Genomic DNA, 15,738 nt, shown 5'->3' on the forward strand with positions numbered 1-15,738 from the left:
TACGGTCGGGGACGAATCCCCCTCCCCCGCCCGTTTCGAGGAAAGCGTTGAAATGAACAGAAAGATCTTAGCCGCCACAGCCGCGGCCATAGCCGGGGCAGGCCTGGTCACCGCCATCGCCCTCACCCCCAACGCGAGCGCCGGTCAGCAGGCCACCGCCGGTGACCGGTCCCAGTCCGAAATGCTGGAAGCGATGGCCCGCGACCTGAAGATCAGCCCGGAACAGGCCAAGCTCCGCCTCGCGAGCGAACAGCGCGCCGCGGTCGCCGACAACACGCTGAAGAAGCAGCTCGGCACGTCGTACGCCGGATCATGGCTGGACGGTTCCGGGACCACGCTGACCGTCGCGGTCACCGACGCCGCCGTGGGCGACCTCGTGCGTGCCGCGGGCGCCACCCCGAAGACCGTCGCCCGCAGTGCCGCCGAGCTCGACGCGGCGAAGCTGCGGCTCGACGCCAAGTCCGCCAAGGCACCGAAGACCGTGCCGGGCTGGTTCACCGACGTCACCACCAACTCGATCGTCGTGCTCGCCAACGCCGGCGGCGAAGGCGCCGCGAAGTCGTGGGCGGCCGAGGCCGGTGTCCCGTCCGACCTGGTCCGGGTCGAGGCCAGCACCGAACAGCCGCGCCCGCTGATCGACATCATCGGCGGCAACGCCTACACCTTCGGCTCGGGCCGCTGCTCCATCGGTTTCGCGGTCGACGGCGGCTTCGTGACCGCCGGGCACTGCGGCAGGACCGGCACCCGCACCTCGAACCCCAGCGGCTCCGTCGCCGGCTCCAGCTTCCCCGGCAACGACTACGCCTGGGTCCGCGCGGACGCGGGCAACACCCCGCGCCCGCTGGTGAACCGGTACCCCGGCACCGTTCCGGTCGCCGGCTCGACGGAGGCCCCGGTCAACTCCTCGGTGTGCCGCTCCGGCTCCACCACCGGCTGGCGCTGCGGCACCATCCTCCAGAAGAACACCTCGGTCACCTACCCCGAAGGCACCATCACCGGCCTGACCCGGACCAACGCCTGCGCAGAGCCCGGTGACTCCGGCGGTTCGTGGCTCACCGGCGATCAGGCACAGGGCGTCACCTCCGGTGGCTCCGGCAACTGCACCTCCGGCGGCACCATCTACTTCCAGCCGATCTCGGAGATCTTGAGCGTCTACAACCTGCGGCTGACGGTCAGCGGCAACCCGCCGTCCAGCACCACCACGACGCCGACCACGCCCACTACCCCGACCACCCCGACCAGCCCGACGACGTCGAACCCGCCGGGCGGCACCTGGGCGCCGTACACGTACTACGGCTCCGGCGCGACCGCCAGCTACGGCGGCAGCAACTACCGGGTCATCCAGCCGCACACCTCCATGCCCGGCTGGGAACCGCCGAACGTGCCCGCGCTTTGGGAACTCGCCTGACCTGGACCGCCCCCGGCGACCTCACCTCGCCGGGGGCGGCTCCTCCCCCCGACGACGGCGCGCTGACGGCGGATCTCGAATCCCTCGTCCCCCGCGCCCGCCGCGGTGACCCCGCGGCGACGAGCGAGCTGATGAACATCGTCCAGCCGGTGGTCGCGGACTACTGCCGGAGCAGGATGAACGGAACGGACGCGCGCGAGATCGCCGCGGACGACGTCGCGCAGGAGACCTGCCTCGCCGTCCTCACCGCACTGCCCACCGCGCGGACGTCCGGCGGTTCCTTTCTCGCCGCCGTCCTGGGGATCGCCGCCCGGAAGGTCGCCGCTGCCTTCCGGAGGCGAGCCCGGGACCGGTCGGAACCCACGCCCGACCCGCCCGACCACGCGACGCCCGAACCCAACGAACCCGAATGGCGGGCCCTGGCGGCCGACGGTCACGACCGGTTGACACGGCTGATGAGCACCCTGCCCGATCTCCAGCAGGAAATCCTCCGGCTGCGGATCACGGTCGGCCTGACGGCGCCCGAAGCCGGCGCGGTCCTGCGGGTGAGCCCCGGCCTGGTCCGGGTCGCCCAGCATCGCGCCCTGCACAAACTCCGCACGATCATCAGCGAGGACGACCTGTGATCAGCCCCCTGATCGGTCCTGGGGACGGCCACACCTGGCCGGTGGAGATCGATGTCCGGCATCTGCGGCTCCTCGACGCGATCGCGTCGGCGGGCAGCATGGCGAAGGCCGCGACCGCGCTCGGCCTCTCCCAGCCCGCGTTGAGCACACAGCTCCACCGCGTCGAGCGGGCGCTGGAACGGACGGTGTTCGAACGCGACCGGCACGGCGTGCGGCCCACCGCGCTGGGCGAGGTGCTGCTGGACCACGCGCGCCGGGTACTGGCCGCGGCGGACGACCTCGAACTGGCGATCCGCCGGTTCCACAGCGCGCCTTCCGGGGAACCGCTCCGGATCGGCGCGCTTCCGACCGTCTTCGCCGAGGCGCTGAGCGGTGTGGTCGCCGCGGCTGCCCCTGGCCGTCCGGTCGAACTACTGACGCTGACCAACCGGACGGAGGTGTTCTCGGCTCTGCGCGACGGCACGGTGGAATTGGCGCTGTACGTGGACCACCCCGGGCAGGAGATCGTTCCGCCCGACGGCGTCCACCTGCTTCCCGTCGGCACGGAGCCGGTCTTCGTGGCCGTGTCCCCGGAGCATCCCGCCGCCGCACGCGGCGAGGTGTCCCTGGCCGACCTCGACGGCTCGGTCTGGCTGCTGCCGTCGGACGAGACCGACGAGTTCCCCGAGCACCTGGCCGACCAGTGCGCCCGCGCCGGCCTCGGGGCGATCACCGTCCGCAAGCTGGACCCGATGGTGGTGCGCCGGACCGTCCAGCACGAACCTCGCGCGGTGGCACCCACCCGCTCCCTGGATTCCGGTTCCGCGATTCCAGGACCGGTGGTGGCGCTGCGCGGTGTGCCGCTGCGGACGCGGCATCTGCTGCTGTGGCGGGACGGCTCGTCCATCGACGTCCCCGCTGTCCGAAGTGGACTGATGCACGCGATCGCCGAGCCCGGCGTGATCCGGCATCGGCTTCCCGCATGGGCGGCGGCCAACCCAGGTTGGCTGGGCACCTGAGCGGATTCAGCGCTGGATGCAGTCGAGACCGACGCCGAAGGCCGTGAGCACGTACTGACAGATGTGCGTCGCGTGCTCTTCGTCGGTCTCAAGGCAGCTCACCGGCACACCCAGCAGATCGACCGCGCAGGACGCGTAGAACCGGTTCGGGCTGCCGGGCACCGGGTCCGCGATGGCGGGCGAGGCGGTGACGGCGCCCACGAACGTGACCGCGGCCGCCAAGGCGGCGATTCGAGTCTTCATCGTGCACTCCCTTCCGTCGATGTCCCCGGGTCCGGCCGGTTCACTGGGTGATCACCGGAAAGTGTCACGGTGACGTACACCGATGACGTCGTCCGACGGGCGCCGCGGCCCCTTCGGCCGTCCTAGCGTGAATTCATGCCCGCACTTGGGAAAGCCGCTCTCACCGCCGCCGTTCTGCTCACCGCCGCCTGTAGTGCTCCCCCGCCCGCTCCGCCGGTCGCCGCTCCCCCTGCCGCCGCGGCCGCCGCCGGCTGGTCGCCCGCTCCCGTGGTGCCGCTGCCGTCGCAGCCTCCGCCGTCGCTGGTCGTGGACGAGCCGCTGCCCGAGCAGCTCGCGATGGGCCTGGTCGTGCTGCGGTACCGAGCGGAAAACCTCCGGATCGTCCCGGTGTACGGCCCCGCCGCACTGGACGTCTCACCCCGGATCGGCCATATCCACGTGACCGTCGACGACGCGGCGTGGCACTGGGCGGACGGCAGCGGGGAACCGCTGATCATCCAGTCGCTGCCCCCGGGACCGCACAAGGTGTGGATCGGTCTCGCCGACCCGACGCACAAGATCCTCGACCAGAAGACGGTGAACTTCGTCGTTCCCGACCACGGCGGACACCACTGAGGAGACGCTTCCAGGCCCCTGGATCGGTACTGCTTGCTCGGCCGCTCCGGCTGCGCGTCAGCCGAGTCGCGCTCGGAACGGGCGGCTTGAGTCTCATCGCCGAAGGTGCGCGACCGGGTCGTGCGCACCACCAGCGTCGAGCCCCGGGGTGAAGGTCGGGCAGGATACGCGCCCGCGGTGCGGAACTGGCGACTTGACCCGCTGGTGCGTCCTGGGTCTGTCGCCGTTTCGTGGCGACGGTGCTGGGTTGCGGAGGGCCTCATGCCGCCGCTCGGTGTCGCCGGTTGTCGGCAACGGGCCGCCAGTGACCATGTCGCGTGGCCGACCCATCCCGCCGCCATCCGTGGCCGTCGCCGTTTTGCGGCAACGGGGCAGGGTCACCTGGAACGTCGCCGATTCGCGGCAATGGGTCGAAGGCGTTGCGAAGCGACCTTCCCCTTACTGCTCGGCGTCGCCGATGACCATGCCGCATGGCAGCCCGCTCCCGCCGCCATCTGTGACCCGTCGCCGTTTTCCGGCAACGACCCACGGCCGGTCCCCGGCGCAACCCGACCACATACGTCGCCAAACCCAGCTCGTCGCCGTTTTGGGGCAACAGACCGCAGGCGTTACGAAGCGACCTTCACCTCACCGCCGATGAACGTCGCCCTCTCTCCCTCCGCTGCGCTCGTCGCCGTTTCGCGGCAACGACCCACACTTGCCATGCCGGCCGATGACACGCGGTATAGGCCGTTATACGGCGCTATTCGCGAGATCGCCGGCAGGCCCAAGGCGTGCAGCAGGACCACGGACCCCCGGCCCCGTCTCCCGAACGGCGAGCATCACGCCCGCAAGTGTGCCCGGTCCGGCGCGACGGCGTGCTGAAGTGGCTCCCCGAGCACGAACCGCCGCAGCTCCCGCGCGACGAGTTCGCCCATCCGAGCCCGTTCGGCGCCCAGCGCGCCCGCCAGATGCGGGGTGAGCACCACGTTCGGCAACGTGTACAGCGGCGAGTCCGGCTCGGGCGGTTCGGGCCAGGTGACGTCGAGGATCGCCGTGAGATCGGGGCGCTCGCGCAGCACGGGGACGACCGACGGTTCGTCGACGACGGCGCCCCGAGCGGTGTTGATCAGGGTCGCGCCGACGCCCATCCTGGCCACCAGCTCCCCATTGACCAGCCCTTCGGTCTCCGGGAGCAGCGGCGCGTGCAGGCTGACCACGGGACACGTGGCGAACAGTTCGTCCAGGCCCACCAGTCGCACGCCGAGACCGTCGGCCGTCGCCGGGTCGACGACGGGGTCGCTGGCGAGCACATCCACGTCGAAACCGCGCAGATGCGACGCGACGAGAGCACCGATCTCGCCCAGGCCGAGCAGCCCGACCCGCGACCGGTAGGCACCCGCGACCCTCGGATCCGGCGGATAGGCCCGCCGCTCCCGGATCTCCCGGGAGATCCGGTGCACCTGCTTGAGTCCTAACAGGACCTGGGCGAGGGTGAACTCGGCGACCGGGACGGCGTTCGCGGCCGCGGCCGACACGATCGGCAGCTCGCGCGCCCAGAACTCGGGTGTGGTCAGCGGCCGGACCGAGCCGGCGGCGACGAGCACGGCCCGCAGGTCCCGCGCGTGTCCCAGGAGGACGGAGTCCAGCACCGGGGCGCCCCAGCCGGACAGCAGGATTTCGACGCCGTCCAGTGCCGCCGGGTCCTCCGCCAGCCGCTCACGGGTGAGCGGCTCACGCAGGTCCACGAGCGTTTCGATCTCCTTCAGCACCGCCTCGGGATAAACGTCGTCGCGGCGGCGTTCCTCCATCACGAGAAGTGCCGTCGGCCGGTGTCGCAGCTGGATCATTCCTACCTCCGCGGCGACCATACATCGGATGCTTGACCCGGTCCACGCGCGGCGACTCCACCGCACAGGCAAACCGTGCTGATTGAGATTCGTAATCATCGGACCATTGACCGGACCCCGGGAAAGCGCTTACCGTCCCCTGCGAAGTAGACAGCGTGGTCCACAGTGAACAGGAGATGCGATGCGGAAATCGCGGTGGATCGGCGTGGGACTCACCGTCTCAGCGCTGGTCCTTTCGGGCTGCTCGGCAGGCCCCGCCGGAACGAACGTCGCGCAGGACACCAAGGCACCCTTGGAACTGTGGACCCGGACGACCCCCGGCGGCGCCGGCGAGCAGGCCACCAAACGGCTCGCGGAGGCCTTCGAGAAGGCCACGGGGTTCAAGGTGCAGGTCACCGCGATCTTCGACGACTTCGAGACGAAGCTGGCCCAGCGCGCCGCCCAGCGCGACCTGCCGGACATCGTGATGAACGACGTCACGCAGCTGGGCACGCTGAAGAGCCAGGGCCTCGTCCGCGAGGTCGAACCGGGCAAGATCAAGCACACCGCGGAGCTCACCGAGCAGGCGCTGAAGTCGAACCAGACCGCGGACGGCAAGCTGTACGGCCTGCCCTACAGCGCGCAGGCCTCGGCGCTGCTCATCCGCAAGGACTGGCGGGAGAAGCTCGGCAAGAGCGTCCCGCAGAGCTGGGCCGAACTGGCGGACCTCGCCAAGGCCTTCACCACCGGCGACCCCGACGGCAACGGCAAGGCCGACACCGCGGGCCTGAACGCGACGCTGTCGACCAAGCGGGGCTATGCCTCCTGGTACTTCTCGAACTTCCTCTGGGCCGGGGGCGGCGACTTCATCTCCGAGACCGGCGGCGGCAAGTACAAACCGGCGATGAGCACGCCCGAATCCGTGGCCGCGGTGCAGTGGTTCCGCGACCTCGGCTGCAAGGACAACGTCATCCAGCCCGGTGCGGTCACCATGCCGACCCCGGCGACCAACGAGACCTTCGAAGCGGGCAAGGCCGGGATGTACGTCGTCGGCCCGTACCTGCTGCCGCGGTTCGACAAGTCGCTCGGCAAGGACAAGTACGAGGTCGTCCCGATGCCGAAGGGCGCCAAGAACGCCGACGTCCTCGCCGAGGGCCTGTCGATCTACATGATGGCCGGTTCGCCGAACCAGGCGGGGCAGGACGCCTTCGGTGACTACGCGATCTCGGCCGACGGCCAGAAGATCGGCATGGAAGGCGAATCGGCCTTCATCGTCCAGCTTCCGGTGAACAAGAACGTCGACATCACCCAGGTCCGCTCCGACCCGCGCTGGAAGACCTACGCCGAGATCTACACCAAGTCCGGCCACTACGCGCCGACCATCCCGAACTGGACGCCGGTCCGCCAGGACACCGCCGACACGATCAGCGCGCTCGTCGCCGACTGCAAGCTCGACCTCAAGGCGGAACTGTCCAAACTCGACACCAAGCTCACCGCGACCTTGCAGCAACAGGGGATCAGCGCCTCATGACCGTAGATCACGCCAAGCCGGCGGCCGTCGGCGCGGACCGTCCCGCAGTCAAGCGGACGCCCGCGCCGAAGGCCCGCAGGCGCAGCGACCGCGACGGGAAGTGGTGGACGCCGTGGCTGTTCCTGGCCCCCGCCCTGATCCTGTTCGTGTACTTCAAGTTCATCCCGATGTTCACCGCGGTGACGATGTCCTTCCAGGACGTCCAGCCGTACCTGGGCAACACGTGGGTCGGCGGGCAGAACTACAGCACCGTCCTCGGTGACGAGGCTTTCCACTCCGCGATCTGGCACACCATCGTGATCGCGGTCGGGCAGACCGCGGGGTCGATGATCATCGGCCTCGCCCTCGCCCTGCTGATGGAGGGTCAGAGCAAGCGGCTGAAGTTCCTGCGGTCGGCGGCGTTCCTGCCGGTGGTCGTGCCGATCGCGGTGGTCGCCGAACTCTGGCGGATCATGTACCACCCGACCGAGGACGGGATGCTGAACTCCATCCTCGGCCTGGTCGGGATGGGCCCGTCGGGCTTCATCAACGATCCCGACAGCTCGATGCTCTCGGTCATCGTCACCGGGATCTGGCGCGGTGCTCCATACGACATGATGATCTTCCTCGCGGGCCTCGCCGGGATCGACAGGGGGCTCTACGAAGCGGCCACTGTGGACGGTGCCTCGCGCTGGCGCAAGATCCTCCACGTGACGCTGCCGGGCCTGCGGTCGGTGTTCTCGATCCTGTTCGTCCTCGCGGCGATCCGCGGCCTGCGGGTGTTCACCGAGGTGTTCCTGCTGACCAACGGCGGGCCGAACGGCTCGACCGAGGTGGCGATGACCCTGATCTACAAACTCGGCCTGGAACAGAACCGGCTGGGCGTGGGCGCGGCGGGCGCGGTCCTGCTGTTCCTCGCGACGCTCGTGCTGACCTTGTTCGTCCAGGTGCTCCGACGGAGGCGAGACGCATGACCGCGGCCAACGATTCCGCACTCGGCCTCGACGCCGTCAAATCGCCGGGCGGGCGGATCCTGAAGTTCGTCCTGTACGCCCTGCTGCTCCTGGTGTTCGCCGGACCGCTGCTGGCGTTGCTGGTCAGCGCGTTCAACGACGTCTCCGATCCGACGGCGCTGAGCGTCATCCCGTCCAGCCCGACCCTGGACAACTTCGGCATCGCCTTCGACCTGGGTGTGGGGATGTACCTCCTCAACTCGTTCCTGGTGGTCGGCTTCGGCTTGCTGCTGCAGGTCGTGATCTCGGTGCTGGCCGGCTACGCGCTGGCGCGCAAGAAGTTCCGGTTCATGACCTTCGTGCTGGTCGCGATCCTGGCGACGCTGATGCTGCCGGAGGAGATCCTCGCGATCCCGCTGTCGCTGATCCTGTCGGATCTGCCGGTGGTGCATCTGAACCTGATCGGCAGCCTCGCCGGCATGATCGTGCCCCTGGGCGCGTGGGCCTTCTCGATCCTGGTGATGACCGAGTTCATGAAGGACGTCCCCCGCGAACTCGAAGAGGCCGCGCGGATCGACGGGGCGGGCGACCTGCGGATCTTCGCGCAAATCATCCTCCCGATGTGCAAGCCCGCGCTCGGCGTGATCGGCGTCTTCGGCTTCACGATGATCTGGGACCAGTACCTGCTGCCGTTGCTGGTGTCGACCGATGCTTCGACCTACACCCTGCCGCTGGCCCTGCGGACCCTGCGCATCGACACGAACGTCACGCCCGGCGTGATCATGGCCGCGTCGCTGCTGGCGCTGCTCCCGTCGGTCGCCGCGTTCCTGCTCTTCCAGCGTTCGTTCGTCCGCGGCCTCGCCTCGGGCGCGCTCAAGGGCTGACCCACCATCACAGCACCCTGCCGAGGTTCGATCGCGGTCGCCGGTTCACCAACGACAAGCAAGGAGCGATCCTGCAGTGAGTTCCACCGCCTGGTTCACCCACGACCGGTTCGGGATGTTCGTCCACTGGGGACTGTATTCCCTCGCCGCCCGGCACGAATGGGTGCAGAACCGCGAAAAGCTGACCGACGAGCAGTACCGGGTGTACTTCGACCACTTCGAACCGGACAAGTACGACCCGCGTTCCTGGGCGCGCGCCGCGAAGGCCGCGGGCATGACCTACGTCGTGCTCACCACCAAGCACCACGACGGTTTCTGCCTGTGGGACAGCGACCTCACCGACTTCAAGGTGACGAACACGCCCTACGGCAAGGATCTGCTCGGCCCGTTCGTCGACGCCTGCCGCGAAGAGGGCTTGAAGGTCGGTTTCTATCACTCGCTGATCGACTGGCACCACCCGGCTTTCCCCGTCGACGGCACCCATCCCCGCCGTGACGACGCGGAGTACATCGCGGCGCACCAGTACGCCGACATCGCCGAATACCAGCTCTATCTGCACGGTCAGGTGCGCGAACTGCTCACCCGGTTCGGCACGATCGACTACCTTTTCTTCGACTTCTCGTACAAGGGCCGCAAGGAATGGTGGGGCGGCAAGGGGCCGGACGACTGGGACTCCCCCGGCCTGCTCGCGCTGGTCCGCGAACTGCAGCCCGGCATCCTGGTCAACGACCGCACCGGGATCCCCGGCGACTTCATCACCCCGGAGCAGTACCAGCCGTCCGGCCCGATGACCCGCGACGGTGTCCCGGTGGTGTGGGAGGCGTGCCAGACGCTGAACGGCAGCTGGGGTTACGACCGCGACAACCTCGACTACAAGAGCCCGGAGCTGCTGATCCGGATGCTGGTCGACGGCGTGTCCAAGGACGGAAACCTGCTGCTCAACGTCGGGCCGAACGGCCGCGGCGAGATCGACCCGCGGGCGCTCGAGGTGCTCGCCGAACTCGGCCGCTGGATGGACCGGCACGAACGCTCCATCCGCGGCTGCGGTCCCGCTGAGTTCACCGCGCCCGCCGACGGCCGCTACACCCAGCGCGGTGACCGGCTGTACCTGCACCTGTTCAGCTGGCCGATGAACCACGTCCACCTGCCGGGGCTCGCCGGGCGCGTGCGCTACGCCCAGCTGCTCGACGACGCCTCGGAAATCCGGCAGGTGCACACGGATCCCGGACAGACCGCACAGAACACCCAGATGGGCGGGCAGCCGGAAGGCACTCTCACCCTCAAGCTCCCCATCCGGAAACCGGACACCCCGGTCCCGGTGATCGAACTGTTCCTGAACGAACAAAGCCCCGCCGCCGAAACCCGCCCCACCGATTGAGCACGGAGGCATCATGGATCGCAGAAGGTTCCTCAGCGGCGCCACCCTCGGCGCCGCGCTGGTCACCGTCCCCTGGGTCACCGCGGGCACGGCGTCGGCCAAACCGCAGGGGCTTTGCGCGCTGAACGTCAGTTCGCTGTCCGAACTGCAGAACGCGATCAACAAGGCGGGCCCCGGTGCCGTCATCACCGTGAACAACGGCACGTACACCGTGCCGACGGGCAAGCCGATCAGCATCAAGGGCAGGCGCGGCACGAAGGACCAGCCCATCACCATCGTCGCCCAGTCCCGCGGCGGGGTGACGTTCAACGGTGAGCAGAGCTTCGTCTTCGACGACTCCACCGGCGTCACGATCAGCGGGTTCAAGTTCCGCCAGAGCACCACGCTGGAGATCCCGGCGAACTGCTCGCGGATCCGGTTGACCCGCAACGATCTCCAGTTCGCCGACCTCCCCGATCTGCACTGGGTGATGGTCCGCGCCGACAACAGCAAGATCGACCGCAACCACTTCCACCACAAGACGACCCTCGGCGTCATGCTCTGTATCGAGGGCGCGGACGAAGACAAGATGGCCGCGGACGTCGAGGTCTTCCGGAACTACTTCTCCGACCACACCTTCCCCGGTGACAACGGCGGCGAGCCGATCCGGCTCGGAGTCAGCCCGCGTGCGCTGAGCACCGCCGGAGCCAAGATCGAGTTCAACCTCTTCGAACGCGCGAACGGCGACCCGGAGGCGATCTCGGTCAAGTCGTCGGGCAACTTCATCCGCAACAACACCATCCGGAACAGCCGCGGCGGCATCGTGCTGCGCCACGGCAACAAGTCCGTCGTCGAATCCAACTTCATCCTCGGCGGTAAGGAGGGCATCCGGATCTACGGCAACGACCACAAGATCGTCAACAACTACGTCGCCGGAGTCTCCGGCACCGCGCTGGTCGTCGGCAGCGGCTCCGTCCGGGACCACTTCCCGGGTGAATCGAAGGAATCACGGCGCGGCAACGACGCGGCGGACCGCGTGCTCATCGCGCACAACACGCTGCTGAACAACAGCGGCACGCTGTCCGGCGAGACCAAACGGACGATCGAACCGCGCGACTGCACGATCTCCGACAACATCTTCGTCGGCGGCAACGGCGACCTGGTCACGATGAGCACCACGGGCAACTTCACCTGGTCGGGCAACATCCTGTGGGGTTCGGGCGGGAACGGGAACATCCCCGCGGGCACCTTCCGCCGGGTCGACCCGAAGCTCGTGCAGGGCACCGACGGGGTCTCGCGGCTCGCCGCGGGCAGCCCCGCCATCGACGCGGCGAGCCTGTCGACCGCGCCGGTCACGCTGGACCTCGACGGTCAGGCCCGCGGCAGCCTGCGTGACGTCGGCGCCGACGAGTACTCGACGGCCGCCATCGCCAACCGGCCGCTCACCACCGCGGACGTCGGCCCCGGCGCTCCGTAGCCAGGCGGTCGGCATCAGAGCCGGGCTCACGCCGGTGTCAGCCCACACCGGCGTGAGCCCACCGCACCCCCGAGGAGGAAGCATGGCGCAGCGCGCCGCGGGTTCGGCCACCTTGGCCGACGTCGCCCGCGAGGCCGGAGTGTCGCTCGCGACGGCGTCGAGGGCGCTCAACGGCGGGACCAGACAGGTCAGCGTGACTCTGCGCGAATCGGTGCTTCGGGCCGCGGAACGGCTTCAGTACACGGCGAACGTGCCCGCGCAGGCGATGGCGCGCGGCCGCGGCAACGTCGTCGGGCTGCTGGTGCACGACATCGTCGACCCGTACTTCTCCTCGATCGCGTCCGGCGTGATGCGCGTGGCGGCCCGGCACGGGCTGACGGTCACCATCGCGAGCACCGAGAACCATCCGGAGAAGGAACTCGAGTACGTCACGACGTTGCGCGGGCAACGGGCACGAGCGGTCATCCTCGCCGGGTCGCGAAACGAAGACAGCGCCCTGCAACGGAATCTGACCAAGGAGCTCAAGGCGTTCGAGGCCGCCGACGGTCAGGTCGTGGTGATCGGGCAGCGGAAGCTGCCGTTCGACACCGTCATGCTGGAGAACCGGGCCGGAGCGGCGGATCTGGCGGAGAACCTCGCCGCGCTCGGGCACCGGGACTTCCTCGTGCTCGCCGGCCCGCCCGGCCTGCTGACCTCGCGGGATCGTGTCCTCGGTTTCCGTGACGGACTGGCCCGGCACGGTCTCCCGCTGCCCGAGAACCACGTCCTGCGCGCGGAATTCACCCGCGACGGCGGCTACGCGGCGATGGTGCGAGCGATCGAGAACGGCTTCCGCGGCTGCGTTTTCGCGGTCAACGACGTGATGGCCGTCGGCGCGATGGCCGCCTGCCGCGACCGCGGGCTGCTGGTCCCCGCGCAGATCGCGATCGCCGGGTTCGACGACATTATTACGTTGCGGGACATCAGGCCTTCGCTGTCGACTGTGCGTGTGCCGATCGAGCGCATGGGCGAACAGGCCCTTGACTTCATCCTCGACGCCCGCGCGGCCGCTCCCCGGGTCAAGCCGATCACCGGGGAGGTCGTGCTGCGCGAAAGTACCCGACCGTTGGAGGGAAAATGATCCGCCCGGGACTGTGTTCGGTGACGCTGCGGCGGCTGGACGCCGACGAAGTCGCCAGCCGCGCCGAGAAGGCGGGCCTGCAGGTGATCGAGTGGGGCGCCGACGTCCATGTGCGCCCCGGCGACGACTGGGCGGCCGAGCGCGCGTTCGAGGCCATGGCACGGCACGGCCTGACGTGCGACTCCTACGGTTCCTACTTCCGCGCCACCCCGGTCGAGGCCGGGAAGTTCGGCGAGATCGCCGCCACCGCGGTCCGGCTCGGTGCCTCACGGATCCGGGTCTGGGCGGGCAAAGCGGGCTCCGCCGACGTCGACCCCGACGAACGCGAGCAGGTCGTCGCCGGTCTCCGCGAGGCCGCCGACGTCGCGAACGAACACGGTCTGGAGGTCGCGCTGGAGTTCCACGGCGGGACGCTGACCGACACCGCGGAATCGACCGTCCGGCTGCTCGAAGAGGTCGGCCGCGACAATCTCGGCACCTACTGGCAACCGCCGCAGGACCTGCCGGACGACCAGGCGCTGGCGGGGCTGGAACTGGTGCTCGACCGGGTGCGCGCGGTGCACGTCTTCTCGTGGTGGCCCAGCAACGAGCGGCATCCGCTGATGTTCCGGACGGAGCTGTGGACGCGGGCGTTCAGCCTCCTCGCCAAGACCGGCCGGCCGCTCGACGCGCTGCTGGAGTTCGTCCCGGACAACGATCCGGACCTGCTGCCCGGCGAGGCCGACTCGCTGCGGAAGCTGATCGAGGCGGGCGCATGAGGTTCACCGAAGCCGACAAGCTGCTCTTCGCCGGTGACTCCATCACCGACTCCAGCCGTGACCGCACGGATCCCGCGTCGCTGGGCAAGGGGTACGTCCGCGAGATCGCGGATCTCCTCGGCGACGGGCCGGAAGTGGTCAACCGGGGGATCAACGGCAACCGGATCTACGACCTCGAAGCCCGGTGGGCCACCGACGTCCTCGCGGCGAGCCCGACGGTGCTGACGGTGAAGATCGGCATCAACGACACCTGGCGGACCTTCGATCGCGGCCTGTCGAGCCCGATCGGCAAGTTCCGTGCCGCGTACTCCCGGCTACTGGCCGGTGCGCGGGAGCACCTTCCGGCCGAGTTGTACGTGATCACGCCGTTCCTGCTGCCGGTGGAACCGGAACAACAGGAGTGGCTCGGCGATCTGGCACCCCGCGTCGAGGCGGCGATCGACGTGGCGAACGAGTTCGGCGCGCGGCTGGTGCGCGCGGACCTGTTCATGCCGCGTGCGGCGGCCGAGCACGGGGCGGCGACGCTGGCCCCGGACGGTGTCCACCCCAGCCCGCTGGGGCACCGGCTGCTCGCCGAAGCCTGGCTCGCGACGGCCGGTGCTCCGGCCGAGGAGGCCAAGCTCCCGTAGCGGATACAGTTGTCCGCGTGACCCGGAACGCCATCATCGCCGGCCGTTACCGGCTGGAGCACAAGGTCGGCCGGGGCGCGATGGGCGTGGTGTGGCAGGCGCGGGACGAGCGGCTCGACCGCACGGTCGCGGTCAAGCAGTTGCTGCCGGACACTTCGCCGGGCGACGCGCCGTTCCGGTCGATCGTGCGCGCGATGCGGGAGGCCCGGGTCGCCGCACGGCTCAAGCATCCGCACGCCGTGACCGTCTACGACGTCGTGGAACAGGACGGAACCCCGTACCTGATCATGGAGTTCCTGTCGTCGCGGCCGCTGACGGAACTCCTCGCCGACGACGGCCCGCTCCCCGCGGGCCGCGTCGCGGAAATCGGCGCGCAGATCGCCGCCGCGCTGGCGGCCGCCCACGAGGACGGCATCCTGCACCGGGACGTCACGCCCAACAACATCCTGATCACCGAGGACGGCCGAGCGAAGATCGCCGACTTCGGCCTGTCCCACGCCACGGGTGAAGGGACGATGACCGGTGACGGTCTCGTCGTCGGCACACCGGCGTACCTCTCCCCCGAGGTCGCCGACGGCGAGGAACCCGGCTACCCGTCGGACGTGTTCTCGCTCGGCTCCACGCTCTACACCGTGCTGGAGGGCGCGCCGCCGTTCGGCACCGACGGCAACCAGATCGCCCTCCTCAAACGGGTCGCCCGCGCTGAGATCGTCCCGCCGCGGTCCACCGGCCCGCTCACGGACGTCCTGCTGCGGTTGCTCCGGCGCGATCCGCGGGAACGGCCGGACATGGCCGAGGCCGAGCGGATGCTCGCCGCCGTCGCCGACGGTCGCCCGGCGTTCCTGTCCGGGACCGAACGGCTTCCCGCGCCCACCCGCCGTTCGCGGTTGCCGTTCGCCATCGCGGGCGGCGTGGTCGTGGCGGGTGGTGTCCTGGCGGGGATCCTGCTGTCCGACGGCGACCCGCCCGGCGCCGCCGCTCCGGTGGCGGTACCGGTGCCTTCGGCCGCGATACCGGTGTGCGAAGCGCGGTACGAGGTCGCCAATCGCTGGCCCGGCGGCTCGGAGATCCGCGTTTCCGTCCGGAACACCCAGGACACCCGCCTCACCGGCTGGGAGGTCAGCTGGACCCTGCCGCCCGGCACCCGCATCGCCACTCTGTGGAACGGTTCCCTGGCACAGGACGGCGACCGCGTGCGAGTGTCCGAAGTGGACTGGAACGCGGTACTGCCCGTCGGCGGGACGACCACCTTCGGCTTCATCGCGACCACCGAGGACGACGGCGGGGTCACGCCGGTCGCGACGTGCCGGAGCTCCTGGCCGGGCTGAAGGGGACTTTCCCGCATCGCACGC

The 15,738-nt window shown here is 69.6% G+C and carries 14 protein-coding genes and 1 pseudogene; 13 read left to right on the top strand and 2 right to left on the bottom strand.

Features of this window, described 5'->3' with window-relative positions; all coding sequences use genetic code 11:
- Window positions 1-52 precede the first annotated feature (52 nt).
- Genes BLW75_RS06475 through BLW75_RS06485 form a run of 3 tightly spaced genes read left to right on the top strand, consistent with a single transcriptional unit; the run spans window position 53 to window position 3,032 of the window.
- Entirely contained in the window at window positions 53-1,408 is a 1,356-nt protein-coding gene (locus BLW75_RS06475; RefSeq protein ID WP_034316473.1) for an alpha-lytic protease prodomain-containing protein, read from the top strand.
- Complete coding sequence (locus BLW75_RS06480) at window positions 1,393-2,034, top strand: sigma-70 family RNA polymerase sigma factor (protein WP_143055297.1); 642 nt, start codon at window positions 1,393-1,395, stop codon at window positions 2,032-2,034. Before BLW75_RS06475 ends, BLW75_RS06480 begins: the two co-directional genes overlap by 16 nt.
- Complete coding sequence (locus BLW75_RS06485; protein ID WP_034316474.1) at window positions 2,031-3,032, top strand: LysR family transcriptional regulator; 1,002 nt, start codon at window positions 2,031-2,033, stop codon at window positions 3,030-3,032. Before BLW75_RS06480 ends, BLW75_RS06485 begins: the two co-directional genes overlap by 4 nt.
- A 6-nt stretch (window positions 3,033-3,038) precedes the next feature.
- On the opposite strand, the gene BLW75_RS06490 is transcribed toward BLW75_RS06485, so the two are convergent.
- On the bottom strand, window positions 3,039-3,275 hold the full coding sequence (locus BLW75_RS06490; protein WP_034316475.1) for a hypothetical protein: 237 nt from the start codon (window positions 3,273-3,275) through the stop codon (window positions 3,039-3,041).
- Window positions 3,276-3,410: 135 nt separating this feature from the next.
- On the opposite strand from BLW75_RS06490, the gene BLW75_RS06495 reads away from it, so the two are divergent.
- Entirely contained in the window at window positions 3,411-3,890 is a 480-nt protein-coding gene (locus tag BLW75_RS06495) for a DUF6130 family protein (protein WP_241783813.1), read from the top strand.
- A gap of 821 nt (window positions 3,891-4,711) precedes the next feature.
- Here BLW75_RS06495 and BLW75_RS06500 read toward each other — a convergent pair.
- The gene (locus BLW75_RS06500) at window positions 4,712-5,719 is read right to left on the bottom strand and encodes a hydroxyacid dehydrogenase (protein ID WP_034316477.1); all 1,008 of its coding nucleotides are present in this window, start codon (window positions 5,717-5,719) and stop codon (window positions 4,712-4,714) included.
- 181 nt (window positions 5,720-5,900) lie between these two features.
- Here BLW75_RS06500 and BLW75_RS06505 point away from each other — a divergent pair, with 181 nt between their 5' ends.
- The 9 genes and pseudogenes from BLW75_RS06505 (at window position 5,901) to BLW75_RS06545 (ending at window position 15,714) form a co-directional block, all read left to right on the top strand.
- Window positions 5,901-7,229: a sugar ABC transporter substrate-binding protein gene (locus BLW75_RS06505; protein ID WP_034316478.1), complete on the top strand. Its 1,329-nt coding sequence runs from the start codon at window positions 5,901-5,903 to the stop codon at window positions 7,227-7,229.
- Window positions 7,226-8,182 (top strand): carbohydrate ABC transporter permease, encoded by a 957-nt coding sequence (locus BLW75_RS06510; protein WP_034316479.1) that lies wholly within the window; start codon window positions 7,226-7,228, stop codon window positions 8,180-8,182. Before BLW75_RS06505 ends, BLW75_RS06510 begins: the two co-directional genes overlap by 4 nt.
- Window positions 8,179-9,045, top strand: coding sequence for a carbohydrate ABC transporter permease (locus BLW75_RS06515; RefSeq protein WP_034316480.1), 867 nt, complete (start codon window positions 8,179-8,181; stop codon window positions 9,043-9,045). Before BLW75_RS06510 ends, BLW75_RS06515 begins: the two co-directional genes overlap by 4 nt.
- A gap of 61 nt (window positions 9,046-9,106) precedes the next feature.
- A pseudogene (locus tag BLW75_RS06520) lies at window positions 9,107-10,423 on the top strand (alpha-L-fucosidase); the annotation flags it as partial.
- 13 nt (window positions 10,424-10,436) lie between these two features.
- Window positions 10,437-11,879 (top strand): polysaccharide lyase 6 family protein, encoded by a 1,443-nt coding sequence (locus tag BLW75_RS06525; protein WP_034316482.1) that lies wholly within the window; start codon window positions 10,437-10,439, stop codon window positions 11,877-11,879.
- 82 nt (window positions 11,880-11,961) lie between these two features.
- Complete coding sequence (locus tag BLW75_RS06530) at window positions 11,962-12,999, top strand: LacI family DNA-binding transcriptional regulator (protein WP_034316483.1); 1,038 nt, start codon at window positions 11,962-11,964, stop codon at window positions 12,997-12,999.
- Window positions 12,996-13,757, top strand: coding sequence for a sugar phosphate isomerase/epimerase family protein (locus tag BLW75_RS06535; protein ID WP_198935784.1), 762 nt, complete (start codon window positions 12,996-12,998; stop codon window positions 13,755-13,757). The genes BLW75_RS06530 and BLW75_RS06535 overlap by 4 nt, the downstream gene beginning before the upstream one ends.
- Window positions 13,754-14,386 (top strand): SGNH/GDSL hydrolase family protein, encoded by a 633-nt coding sequence (locus tag BLW75_RS06540; RefSeq protein ID WP_034316484.1) that lies wholly within the window; start codon window positions 13,754-13,756, stop codon window positions 14,384-14,386. Before BLW75_RS06535 ends, BLW75_RS06540 begins: the two co-directional genes overlap by 4 nt.
- A 17-nt stretch (window positions 14,387-14,403) precedes the next feature.
- The gene (locus BLW75_RS06545; RefSeq protein WP_091596969.1) at window positions 14,404-15,714 is read left to right on the top strand and encodes a serine/threonine-protein kinase; all 1,311 of its coding nucleotides are present in this window, start codon (window positions 14,404-14,406) and stop codon (window positions 15,712-15,714) included.
- Window positions 15,715-15,738 lie beyond the last annotated feature (24 nt).

This window comes from Amycolatopsis lurida (assembly GCF_900105055.1).
GTDB classification, from domain to species: domain Bacteria; phylum Actinomycetota; class Actinomycetes; order Mycobacteriales; family Pseudonocardiaceae; genus Amycolatopsis; species Amycolatopsis lurida.